Annotated in this window: 15 protein-coding genes and 1 tRNA gene; 5 read left to right on the forward strand and 11 right to left on the reverse strand. The window is 65.3% G+C overall.

The genetic code is table 11. The features are described 5' to 3' along the window. Window positions 1-52 precede the first annotated feature (52 nt). Together J4G43_RS31665 and J4G43_RS31670 are read right to left on the reverse strand one after the other, a co-directional pair. A tRNA-Leu gene (locus J4G43_RS31665) sits at window positions 53-137 on the reverse strand. Between the two features lie 219 nt (window positions 138-356). Further along, the gene (locus J4G43_RS31670) at window positions 357-599 is read right to left on the reverse strand and encodes a FliM/FliN family flagellar motor switch protein (protein ID WP_015685538.1); all 243 of its coding nucleotides are present in this window, start codon (window positions 597-599) and stop codon (window positions 357-359) included. A gap of 82 nt (window positions 600-681) precedes the next feature. Between J4G43_RS31670 and lipB the strand changes: the two genes are divergently transcribed. Continuing rightward, window positions 682-1,419 (forward strand): lipoyl(octanoyl) transferase LipB, encoded by a 738-nt coding sequence (gene lipB / locus J4G43_RS31675; protein ID WP_208087368.1) that lies wholly within the window; start codon window positions 682-684, stop codon window positions 1,417-1,419. A 200-nt stretch (window positions 1,420-1,619) separates the two neighbouring features. Continuing rightward, window positions 1,620-2,333, forward strand: coding sequence for a DNA helicase (locus J4G43_RS31680; protein ID WP_208087369.1), 714 nt, complete (start codon window positions 1,620-1,622; stop codon window positions 2,331-2,333). A 45-nt stretch (window positions 2,334-2,378) separates the two neighbouring features. Here the strand turns inward: J4G43_RS31680 and J4G43_RS31685 are convergent, their stop codons facing one another. Beyond that, window positions 2,379-2,801 (reverse strand): tautomerase family protein, encoded by a 423-nt coding sequence (locus J4G43_RS31685; RefSeq protein ID WP_208087370.1) that lies wholly within the window; start codon window positions 2,799-2,801, stop codon window positions 2,379-2,381. Between the two features lie 113 nt (window positions 2,802-2,914). Here J4G43_RS31685 and J4G43_RS31690 point away from each other — a divergent pair, with 113 nt between their 5' ends. Continuing rightward, window positions 2,915-3,766, forward strand: a complete 852-nt coding sequence (locus J4G43_RS31690; protein WP_208087371.1) for a LysR family transcriptional regulator — start codon at window positions 2,915-2,917, stop codon at window positions 3,764-3,766. Here the strand turns inward: J4G43_RS31690 and J4G43_RS31695 are convergent. Genes J4G43_RS31695 through J4G43_RS31710 form a run of 4 tightly spaced genes read right to left on the reverse strand, consistent with a single transcriptional unit; the run spans window position 3,763 to window position 6,873 of the window. After that, window positions 3,763-4,191 (reverse strand): hypothetical protein, encoded by a 429-nt coding sequence (locus tag J4G43_RS31695; RefSeq protein WP_208087372.1) that lies wholly within the window; start codon window positions 4,189-4,191, stop codon window positions 3,763-3,765. The two genes, J4G43_RS31690 and J4G43_RS31695, sit on opposite strands and share 4 nt — an antisense overlap. Window positions 4,192-4,200: 9 nt before the next feature. Beyond that, entirely contained in the window at window positions 4,201-5,637 is a 1,437-nt protein-coding gene (locus J4G43_RS31700; RefSeq protein ID WP_208087373.1) for a TIGR01777 family oxidoreductase, read from the reverse strand. Next, a complete protein-coding gene (locus J4G43_RS31705; protein ID WP_208087374.1) occupies window positions 5,634-6,299 on the reverse strand; it encodes a DUF4166 domain-containing protein in 666 nt (221 codons plus the stop codon). Before J4G43_RS31705 ends, J4G43_RS31700 begins: the two co-directional genes overlap by 4 nt. Window positions 6,300-6,315: 16 nt before the next feature. After that, on the reverse strand, window positions 6,316-6,873 hold the full coding sequence (locus J4G43_RS31710) for a GbsR/MarR family transcriptional regulator (protein WP_208087375.1): 558 nt from the start codon (window positions 6,871-6,873) through the stop codon (window positions 6,316-6,318). Window positions 6,874-7,024: 151 nt separating this feature from the next. Between J4G43_RS31710 and J4G43_RS31715 the strand changes: the two genes are divergently transcribed. Continuing rightward, on the forward strand, window positions 7,025-8,545 hold the full coding sequence (locus J4G43_RS31715) for a PAS domain-containing sensor histidine kinase (protein WP_208087376.1): 1,521 nt from the start codon (window positions 7,025-7,027) through the stop codon (window positions 8,543-8,545). 67 nt (window positions 8,546-8,612) lie between these two features. On the opposite strand, the gene J4G43_RS31720 is transcribed toward J4G43_RS31715, so the two are convergent. From J4G43_RS31720 to J4G43_RS31735, 4 genes are all read right to left on the reverse strand, one after another. Beyond that, the gene (locus tag J4G43_RS31720; protein ID WP_014494616.1) at window positions 8,613-8,912 is read right to left on the reverse strand and encodes an acylphosphatase; all 300 of its coding nucleotides are present in this window, start codon (window positions 8,910-8,912) and stop codon (window positions 8,613-8,615) included. After that, window positions 8,909-9,775: an isocitrate lyase/PEP mutase family protein gene (locus J4G43_RS31725; RefSeq protein WP_208087377.1), complete on the reverse strand. Its 867-nt coding sequence runs from the start codon at window positions 9,773-9,775 to the stop codon at window positions 8,909-8,911. The genes J4G43_RS31720 and J4G43_RS31725 overlap by 4 nt, the downstream gene beginning before the upstream one ends. Window positions 9,776-9,932: 157 nt before the next feature. After that, complete coding sequence (locus J4G43_RS31730; RefSeq protein WP_208087378.1) at window positions 9,933-11,948, reverse strand: acetyl-CoA carboxylase biotin carboxylase subunit; 2,016 nt, start codon at window positions 11,946-11,948, stop codon at window positions 9,933-9,935. Window positions 11,949-12,124: 176 nt separating this feature from the next. Next, entirely contained in the window at window positions 12,125-13,195 is a 1,071-nt protein-coding gene (locus J4G43_RS31735) for a zinc-binding metallopeptidase family protein (RefSeq protein ID WP_208087379.1), read from the reverse strand. 212 nt (window positions 13,196-13,407) lie between these two features. Between J4G43_RS31735 and J4G43_RS31740 the strand changes: the two genes are divergently transcribed. Further along, entirely contained in the window at window positions 13,408-15,885 is a 2,478-nt protein-coding gene (locus J4G43_RS31740; RefSeq protein WP_208087380.1) for a PAS domain S-box protein, read from the forward strand. The last annotated feature ends 6 nt before the right edge of the window (window positions 15,886-15,891 follow it).

Consider the following 15,891-nt stretch of genomic DNA (forward strand, 5'->3'; position numbering starts at 1 on the left):
GAGGATTTCGCTTCGATTTCAATCGGATAGCAATTTGGGAGAGAGATGTCCTTGGTGCGCTCGGAGGGACTCGAACCCCCACGATTTTACTCACTGCCACCTCAAGGCAGCGCGTCTACCAATTCCGCCACGAGCGCTTTGGGGATGCCGGCTTAGGGCTTGAGGCCTGCCGGATCAACGGCGCCGATCTAACAAATCCATCAGAGGGGTACAAGCCTGCAAAGGCCCAGAATTCCACAAGCTTGGCAGGAAAAATCCGGACCCCTGCCCGGATCGGCCCTATCGAGGGCCCCGGCCCGGCCGGCTACCCCGGGGCCGCTCCCGCGTGCCCAGGCCGTTACCGCGTGCCCGGGCCGCTACCGCGTGCCCGTCGTGCGCGGCAGCATCTGCTTGACCTCGACCGCGATCCGGTTGCGGTCGACCAGCACGACGCCGGAGGCGACCGGCAGATTGTTGGCGAGAACCTTGACCTCGTCGGCCTCGGTTGCGTCCAGCTCGATGATGGCGCCGCGGGAAAGACGTAATACTTGATGGATCGGCATGGTGGTCGTCCCGAGGACGACCATGAGATCCACGGTGACTTTATCGAGAGTGGGCACTGTCAGGACCGCCGCAACTTGGGACTTAAGCCAAAGGACTTGGCATTTGCTCCTGAGATGATCACCACGTTATGGTTAGCCAATGGTTAATTCGCCTCAAAACCCCCGCCAAGACCTCGATTTGACGTCGTTTTCCGCCTCCACCGGCGAGCCCGTGGAGTGGCGGATCTCGGACGCGCCGGTGCCCTATCCGGAGGCCGTGGCCACCATGGAGGCGCGAGTCGCTCAGATCGCCGCCGGCGAGGCGCCCGAGCTGGTCTGGCTGCTCGAGCACCCCCCGCTCTACACCTCCGGCACCTCGGGCAAGGAAACCGACCTGCTCGATCCCCGCTTCCCGACCTTTGCCACCGGACGCGGCGGGCAGCTGACCTATCACGGGCCCGGCCAGCGGGTGGCCTATGTCATGCTCGACCTCAAGCGGCGCCGGCCGGACGTTCGGGCCTATGTCGCGAGCCTGGAGGAATTGATCCTGCGGACGCTCGCCGCCTTCAACGTCCGCGGCGAGCGGCGCGAGGACCGAGTCGGCGTCTGGGTGAAGCGCCCCGACAAGGGGCCCGAGCACGAGGACAAGATCGCCGCGATCGGCGTGCGGCTGAAGCGCTGGGTCTCGTTCCACGGCATCGCCATCAATGTCGAGCCGGAGCTGTCCCATTTCGCCGGCATCGTGCCCTGCGGCGTCGCCGATCCCCGCTACGGCGTCACCTCGCTGGTCGATCTCGGCCAGCTCGTGACCATGGCTGATGTCGACGTGGCGCTGCGCCAGGCGTTCGAGGAGCTGTTCGGACCAACCCGCGCGCTGGTGGCGGAAGCGGCCGTCTAGCACTTTTTCTGTTTGAGCCCCACCGCGCCTGTTCTCGGCCAGTCGCGGAATCGGTTACGCTTGCTTCTGGTGCCGCCCACGCCTCCCCCCTCCGCCGGGAAAGCAGACATCATGCCGGGCGAATGATCATCGGACCGACTGTTCGAGCGCCAGGCATAAGGAGGGATTGCGCTTTCTGCTCGCAATGGGAGGTTTTGACGATGAGACTCTCTGCGCCGATCTATCATCTGAAGCGACGAGCCAAGCGCCTGTCGCGCGAGGAAAGCATTCCGCTCCACGACGCGCTTGACCGCATCGCTGCGACGGAAGGGTTTTCCGCCTGGAGCATGCTCGCGGCAAAGGCCGCCGCACTGACGCCCGCCAATCGCCTGTTCCCGCAATTCCGGCCGGGTGATCTGGTGCTGGTGGGCGCGCGCCCCGGTCAGGGCAAGACCCTGTTGAGCCTCGAACTCGCCGTGGAGGCCATGAAGTCGGGCCATCGCGCTGCGTTTTTCTCGCTCGAATACACCGAGAAAGACGTCTTCGACCGCTTGCGCGCGATTGGCGTGGACCCCGCGCAATTCGCTGACATGTTCGAGATCGACTGCTCCGACGCCATCAGCGCCGACTACGTCGTCAAGCAGATGGCCGCGGCGCCTCGTGGCACGGTCGTGGTGATCGACTATCTGCAATTGCTCGACCAGAGGCGGGAAAATCCAGATCTCGCTGTTCAGGTGCGCGCACTAAAATCCTTCGCGCGCGACGCGGGGCTGATCGTCGTCTTCATCTCGCAGATCGATCGATCCTATGATCCTTCGGTCAAGCCGTGCCCAGACCTCGACGATATCAGGCTGCCGAACCCGCTGGACCTCAAGCTGTTCGACAAGACGTGCTTCATCAACAACGCCGAAGTCCAGTTCCGCGCGGCGAGCTGACGGCTTCAGGCCGCGGGTGAGTTTCTTCACCCGCGGCTTGTGACCTCACGCCGCCTGCAACGCAACTTCGAGCTTGCCGGCAATGTAGCGCCGCTCCTGGGTCAGGCCACCAAAACCGTAGGCATCGCCCTTGACCTCGTCGACATGCAGATACGTCTCGGGATGCAGCGGGCCCAAAATCTCGGCCATGCGCTTGAACATCGCGGCGAGATAGGCCGCCTTCTCGTCCTTGGTGTTGGTGCCTTCGCTGACATGGATGTCGATCCAGTAGCTGGCCAGTTTCTGCTCGGCGAGCGACTTGCCGCCGGCGAACCAGTCGCTCGCCTCGACCGATTTCACGATGATGGCGGTGACCCTGGGATCCTTGTGCAGGATTTTTGCGGTCAGCTCCGACACGGCGTTGGCGATATCGGCTTTCAACGACGGCGACTGGCGGGAGGTGATGTAGGACACGGTGATCAGGGGCATGGTGGTTCTCCTCAAGATGCAGCGCGGAGTTTGCGCGGCGTTGGTGAGAAGCTAGACCTTGCCCAGTCATTTTGGTATCTTATCTCTATTGATACCAGTGATAACCATTCATAATGACAGCCACACTCGACATAGCCACCATCAAGGCCTTCCTGCTGGTCGCCGACCTCCAGAGTTTTACGCGTGCCGCCGAAGCGCTCGGCACGACGCAGGCCGCCGTCAGCCTGAAGCTCCAGCGGCTGGAGACATTGCTGGGAAAACGCCTCGTCGAGCGCTCGCCGCGGGCGGTCCGGCTCACCGCCGACGGCGCCGCGTTCCTCGATCGCGCCCGCGCGCTGATGGAGGCGCATGACCGCGCGCTGTCGGGCGAAACATCGACTGCGCAATCGCTCTCGCTTGGCATCTCCGACCATGCCGCGGGCCCCGAGCTGGTGCCGCTGCTCGAACGCCTGCACGCGATGTCCTCAAGCCTCACCCTCGCCGTCACCATCGGCTTCTCGCGCGAGATGCAGGACGCTTACGACGCAGGTCAGCTCGATGCCGTGATCGTGCGCCAGGAAGGCAGCCGCCGCGGCGGCGAAAAGCTGGCCGAAGACGAGTTCGGCTGGTTCGCGTCGCGACGCTTCACCCTGCCGAAGGGGGAGCCGCTGCCGCTCGCAACCCTCGCCCCGCCCTGCGGCGTCCGCGCCATCGCCATCCGCGCGCTCGACAAGGCCGGCATCGCTTGGCGCGAACGCTTTGTCGGCGGCGGCGTCACCGCGGTGGTCGCGGCCGCGCTTGCTGGCCTCGCGATTGCGCCGCTCGCGCGCCGGATCGCGCCTCCCGGGCTGATCGACATCGGGCCTGCACACAAGCTGCCGAAGCTTGGCAGCTCGAAGGTAATGCTGCATTCGAAGGTCAGCGATCCCGCCAAGCTCGCGGCGCTGCGTGCGGTGGCGGCGACGTTTCGGAGCGTGGCAGCCTAGCGCTCAGGCTGCCCCTCCTCGCCCGCATACTTGCCCGCGGCGAACCAATAGGCGATTCCCGCGAGAGCTCCGGCCAATACAAAGAGCAGCCCCAACGGATGGTTGGCCCCAACGGTGATCCGCCAAATGAATGCACCGATCGCCGCACCGGCAGGAACGTAGAACAACACAGAGCGAATGCGGAGCGCTTCCCCGAACAAGATCACGAGTGCGGCCGGCATCCCACTGAGCAGGCAGACCAGGATCAAGATCAGCGGCAAGACAAACAAGACCAAGGTGATGATACCGCCGAGGTTCTCCTCAAGACCCCGGTACGGCAGGGACAGGATCATCGCGATGACCGGCAATGCCGCCAATGTCGTCGCTGCCGTCAAGCATCCCCGAAACCAACCGTTCACCACGCGCGGGCAGGTCTCGCAAGCCATGACATCACCTCACAGGATCGCCTCGAACGCGCTGCGCAGCGTCTCGTGCCGAAAGACAAACCCGCGGCTCAGCGCCTTGTTCGGCAGCACGCGCTGGCCGCCGAGCAGGAGTTCGTCGGCAAAGCCGCCGCCGATCCGGCGCAACAGGCCGCCGGGGATACGAAACACCGCGGGCCGGTGCAGGCGGCGGCCGAGCTCTTCGGTGAATTTTGCGTTGGTGACGGGGATCGGCGCGGTGGCGTTGACGGGCCCAGTGAGATCGGGCGTCGCCATCACATAGGCAATCAGCCGGATCAGATCGTCGCGCTCGATCCAGGACATCCACTGCCGCCCGGTGCCGATCGGACCGCCAAGGCCGAACTCGAACGGCGTCAGCATGCGCGTGATGAAGCCGCCTTCGGTGCCCAGCACGAGGCCAATGCGCAGACAGACCACGCGGACGCCGAGCTCTTCCGCCGGCCGCGCCGCTTTTTCCCACGCCGCGCAGAGCTCGTGGCTGAAGCAGGCGTGAGACTTCGCCGATTCCGTCAACACCTGGTCGGCCCACAGGCCGTACCAGCCGATCGCGGAGCCACTGACGAGGATCTCCGGCTTGCGCTCGAGCCGCGCGATCAGTTTGACGACCTCACCGGTCATGTCGATGCGGGAGCCGAGAATTTTCGCGCGCTTCGCCGCGGTCCAGAGGCCGTTGCCGATCGGCTCGCCGGCGAGATTCACGATGGCGTCGATTGACGTGTCCGCGGCGAGCTGATCGAGGCTGGTGATCAGCGTGACCGGCGGCGGCAGAATCTCGGCTTTCGCAGGGTTACGGATCAGCGCGATGACGTCGTGCCCTGCCCCGCTGAGGCTCGCGGCAAGGCGGCTGCCGATGAAGCCGGTGGCGCCAGTGATCAGCACGGTCTTGCGGCCGGGGAGCTTCTCGACGAGCCCGTGCGCGGGCACGCTTCGCATGCGGCCGAGCCGGCGCATCGCGGCAAAGTCCCTGACGCCGCAGAGCGCTGCACCGACTGCGCAGGCAGTGGCGGCGATGCTGAGCAGGCCCTGATACACGACACTCACGCCGAACGGCTGCATCGCCCATTCGATCAGCACCGGCAGCAGCAGCACCAGGATGGCGCCATAGTTGATCGCGAGCAGCGTGTGGTTGATCCGCTCACTCGGCGGCAGCTTTCGGCTCAGATCTTCCTCGACGAAATCCATCAGCGTGATGACGATCTCGGCGACCAGCACCGCGACGATCAGGATCGCCAGCACGCCGTAAACCTCCAACCAGCCGAGCAGCAGGAACAGAAGCGCATAGAGCATGTTGCGGATACCGTGCAGCTTCAATTCGAAGCGCTGCGACGGGCGCCAGGCCAGGCGCTCGGTGAATTCGTGGTGATAGAAGGTATCGAATACGCCCATCACGACCTGGATGGCGATGAGGGTCCACAACAGCGGCGTCATGATACGGCCTCCCTGAATACGGCGGACTGATGGATCAGCGCGCCGTAACGCGGGTGAGTGACATCGAGGGTGAAACGAAAGGCGCCTTCGCCGAGATCGCTATGCGTCACCGTGAGATCGCCGGGCGTGAGCCATTGCGGCAGCGGGATCCACAAGCGTCCAAGCTGGAGTCCGTAACCGGCACTCCGGAAGGTCAGCGCCTGATCCTCGACAGCGATGCGGAGCGCCATCGAGACGCCGAAGCCGACATACTCTTCGAGCCCGGTCGGACCGGCGAAACGCTTGGCGGAATGAATCACTTGCGGAAAGCCGCGCTTGCGCGCGCAGATGCGGGTCCAGGTCTGGCCGCCGGTCGCGACGTCCTCGGTGACAGTCACGATCATGGGGACACCGGTGTCGCGGCCGGTCGGCAGCGGTCCGCCGATCAGGCGGGCGGCTTGCGCGAACCACCAGCCGATGTCGCTGAAGCTGATTTCGTCGACGACGCCGACATAGACGACACTGTCGCCGTCAGCGACGCGTTTTGAAAAGCGCCGCCAGGTCGCGAGCGGCAGCCGGCCCCAATCCTCGTCCGACAGCAACGCGCGGAAGCGGCGGTCGTCGAGTAGTTTGACGTGAACGGAGGGAGATGCGCTGGAGCCTGATAATCGAGCCGACGTCATCGCACCCTCCTCAACGCTATTTGGCCTTGCCCAGCGGCAGCAGGTTGGCGATCTTCTCGCCAAGCCGCATCAGAGCGACCAGCCGCGGCCGCGGCACCTTCAGCATCTGCATGAACCAGTGGTCGGCGAGCTCGGTGAAGGCGAGCATCTCCTTCAGCCGTTTGGCTGCGACCGGATTGATGGTCGGATCGTCCGCGGCATCGGACACGCAGGCCCGGAGCGCCGTGATCGCCGGATCGAGCTCCCGCTCCTTGCGCCGTGCCGCGATTCTCGCGGCGACCTCCCAGATGTCCGTCTCGGCCTCGTAATGGTCGCGGCGGTCACCGAGGATCGGCACCCGCCGGATCAGGTTCCAGGCGAGCAGCTCCTTCAGCGAGTTGGAGACGTTGGAGCGCGCCATGCCGAGCGTGTCGGCGATGTCCTCGGCCGTTATCGGCGCCTCGGCGAGATAGAGCAGCCCGTGGATCTGGCTGACCGAGCGGTTGACGCCCCACCCGTCCCCCATGTCGCCCCAATGCAGGATGAAGCGCTCGACGGCGGCAGGCAGTTTCTTCTTTCCGGTTATTTCTGTCATAACAGAAATATCTGACGAACGCGACTGATTGTCAAGAGCGCTCGGCGGCTTACGTCCTGTATACCGTCCGTCGTATTTGCCTAAAAACGGCCCAGAGAACGGGAACCAAACGTCCTTCCGGGCGTTTGCCCCGGTTCCAGGCGGGTTGAGAATGACGACAAAGTCCAGTCAACAGAGAGACTTGTTCGAAAGCGAGCGCAGTTTTCGGCTGTTGGTGGAAGGAGTCGCGGACTACGCGCTCTACATGCTCGATCCCACCGGGATCATCACGAGCTGGAACATCGGCGGCGAGCGGATCAAGGGCTATTCGCCCGAAGAGATCGTCGGCCAGCATTTCTCGCGCTTCTACACCGAGACCGACCGCGCCAACGGCAAGCCCGCGCGTGCCCTCGGCATCGCGCGGGACCATGGCCGCTACGAGGAGGAAGGCTGGCGCGTTCGTAAGGATGGCACATTCTTCTGGGCGAGCGTCATCATCGATCCGATCTACGAGCACGGCAGCCTGGTCGGCTTCGCCAAGATCACCCGCGACATCACCGAGCGGCGCAATTCGCAGCTCAAGCTCGAAGCGATGCAGAGGCAGCTTGCCGAGTCGCAGAAGTTCGATGCGCTCGGGCAGCTCACCGGCGGCGTCGCGCACGATTTCAACAATCTCCTGATGATCATCAGCGGCAGCCTTCACATCCTCAAGAAGCGCGATGAGGACGACGCCAAGATTCAGCGCGCGATGTCCGCGATCGAGACCGCAACCAAGCGCGGCGCCGCACTGACCGCCCAGCTCCTGACCTTCGCGCGGCGGCAGAGCGTCAATCCCCAAGCGATCCGCTTCGGCGACCGCATCGAGGCGATCCGCGAAGTGCTTCACGCCGGCGTCGGGAGCGCCGTTCGTCTCGCCTTCGACATCGACCGCGAGGTCTGGTCGGTCAAGGCTGATGTCTCCGAGCTCGAGACGGGGCTGCTCAATCTCGTCATCAACGCTCGCGATGCCATGCCCGACGGCGGTACCGTGACGGTCGGCGCACGCAACGTCGTCCTGGATGATCCGCTCTACCGCGGGGAGTTCGTCGCCATCACCGTCGCCGATACCGGGCTTGGCATCCCCTCCGACGTCGTCAACAAGATCTTCGAACCGTTCTTCACGACCAAACCCGTCGGAAAAGGCACCGGCCTCGGCCTGTCGCAGGTGCACGGCTTCGCTCATCAGGCGGGCGGCACGGTCAGGGTCGCAAGCGAGCTCGGCAAGGGCACGACCTTCACCATCCTGCTGCCGCGCGAAACCGCGACCGCACCAATCGATATCCCTGAAGCAGTGCCGGTTCCCGGTAGCGGCACCGTGCTGCTGGTCGAGGACAATCCCGACGTCGCGCTCGTCAGCATCGGATTGCTGGAGCAGCTCGGCTATCGCGTGCACCGGGTTGCCGACGCCGAGTCCGCCTTGCGCGAGCTCGAGAAGAACGGCGTCGACTTCGTGTTCACCGACATCGTGATGCCCGGCAAGATGGACGGGCTCGGTCTCGCCCATCATCTGCGCCAGATCCACCCTGGCCTGCCGATCCTGCTCGCCACCGGCTACAGCGAAGCCGCCGCCGATGTCCGCGGCGACTTCCCGATCCTGCGCAAGCCCTACGAGATTCACGAGCTGAGCGAGGCGATCTCGAAGCTGCCGCGGTGATTTTTCACCTCTCTCCGTAAGAACGGGGCGAGGGAGCGCACCGCCCGCGCGGAAAGAGAATCCGCTCTCACACCGTCGGCAACACCGAAAACGCTTCCCCTGCCCTCCGCAGGTTCAGCTCATCCGCACCGGCCGTCTCGCTGGTGACGCTGTCCACGCGCGAGGACGGCGGGCCGTGGCGGCACAGCGCGACCATATCGGCGACATGCTTCGGTGTGCCTGCGAACAGCGCTTCCACGCTGCCGTCGCGGCGGTTGCGAACCCAGCCCTCGAGGCCACTCGTTGTCGCCTGGTACTCGACCCAGGCCCTGTAGCCGACGCCCTGCACGCGGCCGCGGATCATGACCTGGAGGATCGCCCGGCTCATTTTTTCAGCCCGAGAAGATCGGCGCTGCGCGCCTTGACGTCGGCCTCGCGCATGACGCGGCTGGTCAGGTCCGGCGATGGGAGGCCCTTGAGGTTCTTCGGCGGCGTGCCCTCGCGCAACGCTTTCTGCGTCTCGTAGACGGCCTGCATGGCAGCCGCGATCGGCGCGTGGCCCTGAAGCGCGATGCGGACGCGCTGGCTCGCGAGATAGTCGATCGCGTTCAACTCGTCCGGCGCACCGCCGAGCACGATCGGCAGGCGCGTAGCGGCGACGATCGCCTCGAGCTCGGCGCGCGATTTGATGCCGGTGAAGAACAGCGCGTCGACGCCGGTCGCCTCATAGGCCCTGGCCCGGCGGATCGCATCCTCGATCGAGGTGACCGAGGCAGCTCCAGTGCGGCCCATGATGACGAGCGAGGGATCGCCGCGGCCATCCAGCGCCGCCTTCATTTTGGCGACGCCTTCTTCCAGCGAGATCAGCTGTGTCTTGGCCTCGCCAAAGGCGGCCGGCAGCAGCGTGTCCTCGATGGTGAGGCCGGCGGCGCCAGCGGTCTCCAGCTCTTGCACCGTGCGGCGCACGTTGAGCGCATTGCCATAGCCGTGATCGGCATCGACCAGCACCGGCAGCGGCGCCGCGCGCGACATCCGCCGCATCTGCTCGGCAAGTTCGGTGAGTGTGATCAGCGTGACATCGGGGTCGCCGAGCACCGCGAGCGAGGCCACCGAGCCGCCGAACATGCCGAGCGGAAAGCCGAGATCCTCGGTGATACGGATGGAGATCGCGTCATAGACCGAGCCGGGATGAACGCAGGCCGAGCCCGTCAGGATCGAACGCAGTTTTTCGCGGCGGGAACGAAAGGCCATGGTGCCCTCTCAACTGTTGCGACGCAGCCGCAACATACTCCGTCATTGCGAGCGCAGCGAAGCAATCCAGAATCTTTCCGCAGAGGCAGTCTGGATTGCTTCGCTGCGCTCGCAATGACGGTGTTGGTGGGGCCAGTGAGGGCCCCACTCACTTGCTTTACGCAAACTCCAGAATCAGCGCGTCCACCGCGAGCGTCGCGCCCGCGCTGGCGTGGATCTTCTTCACCGTACCGTCCTGCTCGGCACGGAGCTCATTCTGCATCTTCATGGCTTCGATCACCGCGAGCGTCTCGCCGACCTTGATCTCCTGCCCTTCGGTCACCGCGATCGAGACCACAAGGCCCGGCATCGGGCAGAGCAGCTTCTTGCCGCTGTCGGAGGCCGTGGTCACCGGCATCAGCCGCGCCGAGGCTGCTTCCGCCTCGGTCCAGACATAGACCGGCACCTCGACGCCCTGATGCGCCAGACGGATGCCGTTGGCGATCGGGCGCGCCTGCACCGCGACGAAATGGCCGTCGATGGTGCCCTGCCAGACCGGATCGCCCGGCTTCCACGGCGACTGCAGCAGATGCGCGTTGCCGGCCTTGCCTTCGGCATCGACGAAGCGGATCGCGATCGCCTCGCCCTCGCGTCCGACCTCGAGCAGAATCTCCTGCCGGTCGAGCCAGACCGCGCGGCGACGCTCGCGCTGCACGATGCGGCCGCCCATCTGGCCCGAGATCTGCCGCTTGCGCTCCCCTAACACGTGGTCGATGGCGGCGCCGACCGCAGCGATCCGCCGCGCGACCTCGCCTTCGGGCACGCGCACGGCAAAGCCCTTGGGGAATTCCTCGGCGATGAAACCGGTCGAGAGCCGTCCCTCGCGCCAGCGCGGATGGTGCATCAGCGCCGACAGGAACGGGATGTTGTGCCTGATACCCTCGACATAGAACGAATCCAACGCGGTGGCCTGCGCCTCGATCGCAGCCGCGCGCGACGGCGCATGCGTGACGAGCTTGGCGATCATCGGATCGTAATAGATCGAGATCTCGCCGCCCTCCTGCACGCCCGTGTCGTTGCGCACGGTGATGCCGTCCTGGCTGGCTTCGGCCGGCGGGCGATACTTCACGAGGCGCCCGATCGAGGGCAGGAAGTTGCGGAACGGGTCCTCGGCATAGAGGCGGGATTCCACCGCCCAGCCGGTGAGCGTCACGTCCTTCTGGCTGATCGCCAGCTTCTCGCCGGCGGCGACGCGGAGCATTTGCTCGACGAGGTCGATGCCGGTGACGAGCTCGGTGACGGGATGCTCGACCTGAAGGCGCGTGTTCATCTCCAGGAAGAAGAAGCTCTTGTCCTGCCCTGCGACGAATTCGACGGTGCCGGCGGAGTCGTAATTCACCGCCTTGGCCAGCGCGACGGCCTGCTCGCCCATCTTGCGGCGGGTGGCCTCATCGAGCAGCGGCGACGGCGCCTCCTCGATGACCTTCTGGTTGCGGCGCTGGATCGAGCATTCGCGCTCGCCGAGATAGATCACGTTGCCGTGCTTGTCGCCCAGCACCTGGATCTCGATGTGGCGGGGATCGACGATGAACTTTTCGACGAAGACGCGGTCGTCGTCGAACGAGGCTTTCGCCTCGGCCTTGGCAAGGTTGAAGCCCTCGGCAACCTCGCTCTTCGAATGCGCGATGCGCATGCCCTTGCCACCACCGCCGGCGGAGGCCTTGATCATCACGGGATAGCCGATCTCGTCGGCGATCTTCATCGCGTGCTTGTCGTCCTCGATGACGCCGAGATAGCCCGGCACGGTCGAGACCTTGGCCTTCGCGGCGGCCTTCTTGGATTCGATCTTGTCGCCCATCGCGGCGATCGCGCCCGGGTTCGGGCCGATGAAGACGATGCCGGCGGCCTCCAGCGCGCGCGGAAAGGCCTCGCGCTCGGACAGGAAGCCGTAGCCGGGATGCACGGCCTCGGCGCCCGTCTTGCGGCAGGCCTCCACGATCTTCTCGATCACCAGATAGCTCTCGGCGGCTGCGGGCGGGCCGATCAGAACGGCCTCGTCGGCCATCTCGACATGGAGGGCATCGCGGTCGGCCTCGGAATAGACCGCAACCGTCTGAATTCCCATGCGGCGAGCGGTCTTGATGACCCGGCAGGCGATTTCGCCGCGATTGGCGATCAGGATGCGTTTGAACATGCTTTTCTTGAGTCTCGACCTTGGGCGGGACCCTTCCCTGGCCGTTGGGGCCTATCGGATGGGCCGTTGTGGCTCCCGTGGTACATCAAAATCAGCCGGAGGCAACGGTCTAAATCCGCGGCCCTCTGGCGTACCAGCGCAAGACCGAAATCGGCCCGGTGAGCCCATGAGCGGACCTACGGCTTCGCGGCCTTGGCCACGTCCCTTACCAAGTCGTGAATGAAGCCCAGCTTGCCGACCACCGCCGGCGACAGGATGAACGGATAGAGATCGCGCAGCCCCATGGCGCGGTTGACGCTGTTGATGGCGAAGGTGAAGGGCAGCCATGCGTTGACGAGCGCCTCGACGTCCCTCGTCTCATAGGGGTTGAAACGGATGCGTGCCGTCAACTCCCCGTCGCGATCGACCCTGGGGCGCACCTCCATGCCAAACTCCGAGGCCATCTCCAGGGTGTCGACGATGTGGAGGTAGTGCGCCCAGGTCTCGGCGAAATCCTCCCAGGGATGCGTGGTGGCGTAGGCCGAGACGTAGGTCTGCTGCCAGTCCGGCGGCGCGCCTTCGGCATAATGGAGCTGCAAGGCCTGGCCGTAATCGGCGGAATCGTCGCCGAACACGGCGCGGCATTGCTCCAGCCTGCCACCCTCGCGCACCAGCACGTCCCAGAAGTAATGGCCGACCTCGTGGCGAAAATGCCCGAGCAGCGTGCGGTAGGGCTCGCCCATCTCGAGCCTGCGCCGCTCGCGCTCGATCTCGTCGGTCTCGGTCAGCGCGATCGTGATCAGGCCGTTATCGTGGCCGGTCATGATCCTCTGGCCGCTGTTCGGATCGTCGGCGAGGAAATTGAAGATCAGCCCATGTTCGGGATTTTCCTGCCGCGTCTGGAGCGGCAGCTTCCAGCGGATCAGGGAATAGAACAGCCGGTGTTTCGCCACCTCCAACTCGCGCCAGCCGGCGAGCTGAACCGGATCGGACAGATCGGGCACGATGCCGTTGTGGCGGCAGGCGCGGCAATAGCCGGTGGTATCGCCCGCATCCGTCAGCCAGTTGCACGCATCGTACTCGGCGTTGCGGCAGAGCATCCGCCCCTTGCCCTTGTCGGCGAGCGTCATCCAGGCCTCGCCGTCGGGCTCGATCGCCGACATCGTCTCCTTCTCCGGCAGGAACGCGACGCGGTGGCCGCAGCGTTCGCAGGCGCGGTTCTCGAAATAGAGAACGTTGCCGCAGTCCTGGCAGACAAAGAGCTTCAAGATTTAGCCTCTTCGGGAAGGGAGTCTTATGATTAAGAGTTGCGACGCCTCGCAAATACGCGCGCGGGGGCTCATCGTTCCAACATTCGGGAACAAATAGCCAGACCCGGCGTTCGTTCATACCCGCCCCTGCGATCGGTGGCCCTTTCCGTCCTTATTCTTTTTTCAGCAATGGCTATCACGCTTTGTCTGTGGGAATATCGGCCCGGCACGTGCGCTCTTGCATCACAACGGCCGACACCTTGAACGATCCCTTGCCCGATACCACCGCCGCCGAAGGGCTGCGCCAGCACCTCGAAGAGATCGCGCGCGAGCGCGACAACGCCTATCACGCGCTCCAGGAGCGCGAGGCAGAGCTGGCGCGTATCCAGCGCATCGGCAAGGTCGGCGGCCTCGAGGTCGACTTCCGCGAAGGCTTCAAGAACCGCCGCTCGCCGGAATATCTGATGCTCCACGGGCTGCCGGCGGATGCCACCGACGAGTCGCATGAGGATTGGGTCAACCGCATCCATCCCGAGGATCGCGACGCCGCGGTCAAGCACTTCCTCGATGCGCTGGCCGGGACGAACGAAGACTACACCGCCGAATACCGCATCATCCGCCCCAACGACGGCGAGACCCGCTGGATCCGCGTCGTCGCCAAGTTCGAGCGCGACAGTGACGGCCGCGCCATTCGCCTCGTCGGCGCCCATATCGACATCACCGCCCAGGCACTCGCGCGCGAGACGCTGCGCGAGAGCGAGGAGCGCTTCCGGCTGATCGCCGACAGCGCGCCGGTGCCGATCTGGGTCACGAAGCTCGACCGCACGCGCTCCTTCGCCAACCAGGCCTATGTCGACTTCGTCGGCCTGCCTTACGACCAAGCCATCGCCTTCGACTGGCGCAAGGTGCTGCATCCCGACGACCTGCCGCAGGTGCTGCAGCAATCGGTCCAGGGCGAAGCGTCGCTGAAACCGTTCGTGCTGGAGGCGCGCTACAGGGACGCATCCGGCGAATGGCGCTGGCTGCGTTCGGAATCGCAGCCGCGCTGGGACCCGACCGGCAAGCATATCGGCTTCATCGGCGTCGCCCACGACATCACCGTCGCCAAGCAGGCCGAGATCGAGCTGCGGCAACTCAACGAGACGCTGGAAGAGCGTATCGTGGAACGCACCGCCCAGCTCGAATCCAACGAGGCGCGGCTGCGCGCCATCCTGGAGACCAGCAACCAGTATCAGGGCCTGGTCAACCTCGAGGGCGAATTGCTCTATGCCAACAAGACCGCGCTCGACGGCATCGGGGCGAGCGCCGCGGACGTGATCGGCAAGCCGTTCTGGGACACGCCCTGGTTCACCGGCACCCATGGCATGAGCGAAACCGTGCGCAAGGCCTTCGACACCGTGCTCAGAGGCGAAGCGGTGCGGCTGGAGATGCGCCTGCGCCTGCCCATCGGGGAGCGCGATTTCGACTTCGGCATGCGTCCCGTGCTCGACCGCCACGGCAACATCACTGGTGCGGTGCCCGAGGCCGTCGACATCACCGAGCGCCGCCGCGGCGAGGAAGCGCTGCGCCAGTCGCAGAAGATGGAGGCGATCGGCCAGCTCACCGGCGGCGTCGCCCACGACTTCAACAATCTCCTCACCATCATCCGCTCCGCGACCGACTTCCTGCGCCGCCGCGAACTGCCGGAAGAACGCCGCCGCCGCTATGTCGACGCCATCTCCGACACCGTGGAGCGCGCCTCCAAGCTCACCGCGCAGCTTTTGGCCTTTGCGCGCAGGCAGCCGCTGAAGCCGCAGATCTTCAACGTCGGCAGCCAGGTCGAGGCCGTGGCGCAACTGGTCCGGCCACTGGTCGGCGGCCGCATCGCGATCGCCGTCGAGGTGAACGATGCCGACTGCTTCACGGTGGCCGACATCGCGCAGTTCGAGACCGCGCTGATCAACCTCGCCATCAACGCCCGCGACGCCATGGATGGCGAAGGCCGACTCACCATCGCCGTGCGCAAGGTCGCGGGCATCCCGAGCCTGCGTGCGCAGTCGGCGCGCGGCGGCGACTATGTCGCGATCTCGGTCGCGGACACCGGCAGCGGCATCGCCCCTGAAAACATCGACGCCATCTTCGAGCCGTTCTTCACCACCAAGGAGGTCGGCAAGGGCACCGGCCTCGGCCTCAGCCAGGCCTTCGGCTTCGCAAAGCAGTCCGAGGGCGACATCGCAGTGACGAGCACGCACGGCGAAGGTGCGACCTTCACCATCTACCTGCCGCAGGCGCACAGTCCCGCCGCGGAGAAGGACGCTGCGGCACTGACCAGCGAGGCCGCCACCACCGGGCGCGGCTATCGCGTGCTCGTGGTCGAGGACAATGACGACGTCGGCCAGTTCTCGACCGAGCTGCTGGAAGATCTCGGCTATGTCGTCCGCCGGGTCGCCAACGCCAATGCGGCGCTCGGCATTCTCGGCGAGAACGAATTCGCCGTCGACCTCGTCTTCTCCGACGTCATCATGCCCGGCATGAACGGCGTCGAGCTCGCCGGCGTCATCCGCGAGCGCTATCCGGGCCTGCCCGTCGTGCTCACCAGCGGCTACAGCAACGTCCTCGCCGAGAACGCGCATCGCGGGTTCGAGTTGATCCAGAAGCCGTACTCCGTGGAATCGCTGTCGCGTATCCTGCGCAAGGCGATCACCGAAAAGTTGGCGGCGGCAAGGTGAGAGATA

The organism is Bradyrhizobium barranii subsp. barranii (assembly GCF_017565645.3).
Lineage (GTDB): Bacteria > Pseudomonadota > Alphaproteobacteria > Rhizobiales > Xanthobacteraceae > Bradyrhizobium > Bradyrhizobium barranii.

Coding starts and splice junctions, on each gene's coding strand:
- lipB (WP_208087368.1), top strand. CDS start 682: ATGGTTAATTCGCCTCAAAACCCCCGCCAAGACCTCGATTTGACGTCG.
- J4G43_RS31680 (WP_208087369.1), top strand. CDS start 1,620: ATGAGACTCTCTGCGCCGATCTATCATCTGAAGCGACGAGCCAAGCGC.
- J4G43_RS31685 (WP_208087370.1), bottom strand. CDS start 2,801: ATGCCCCTGATCACCGTGTCCTACATCACCTCCCGCCAGTCGCCGTCG.
- J4G43_RS31690 (WP_208087371.1), top strand. CDS start 2,915: ATGACAGCCACACTCGACATAGCCACCATCAAGGCCTTCCTGCTGGTC.
- J4G43_RS31695 (WP_208087372.1), bottom strand. CDS start 4,191: ATGGCTTGCGAGACCTGCCCGCGCGTGGTGAACGGTTGGTTTCGGGGA.
- J4G43_RS31700 (WP_208087373.1), bottom strand. CDS start 5,637: ATGACGCCGCTGTTGTGGACCCTCATCGCCATCCAGGTCGTGATGGGC.
- J4G43_RS31705 (WP_208087374.1), bottom strand. CDS start 6,299: ATGACGTCGGCTCGATTATCAGGCTCCAGCGCATCTCCCTCCGTTCAC.
- J4G43_RS31710 (WP_208087375.1), bottom strand. CDS start 6,873: ATGACAGAAATAACCGGAAAGAAGAAACTGCCTGCCGCCGTCGAGCGC.
- J4G43_RS31715 (WP_208087376.1), top strand. CDS start 7,025: ATGACGACAAAGTCCAGTCAACAGAGAGACTTGTTCGAAAGCGAGCGC.
- J4G43_RS31720 (WP_014494616.1), bottom strand. CDS start 8,912: ATGAGCCGGGCGATCCTCCAGGTCATGATCCGCGGCCGCGTGCAGGGC.
- J4G43_RS31725 (WP_208087377.1), bottom strand. CDS start 9,775: ATGGCCTTTCGTTCCCGCCGCGAAAAACTGCGTTCGATCCTGACGGGC.
- J4G43_RS31730 (WP_208087378.1), bottom strand. CDS start 11,948: ATGTTCAAACGCATCCTGATCGCCAATCGCGGCGAAATCGCCTGCCGG.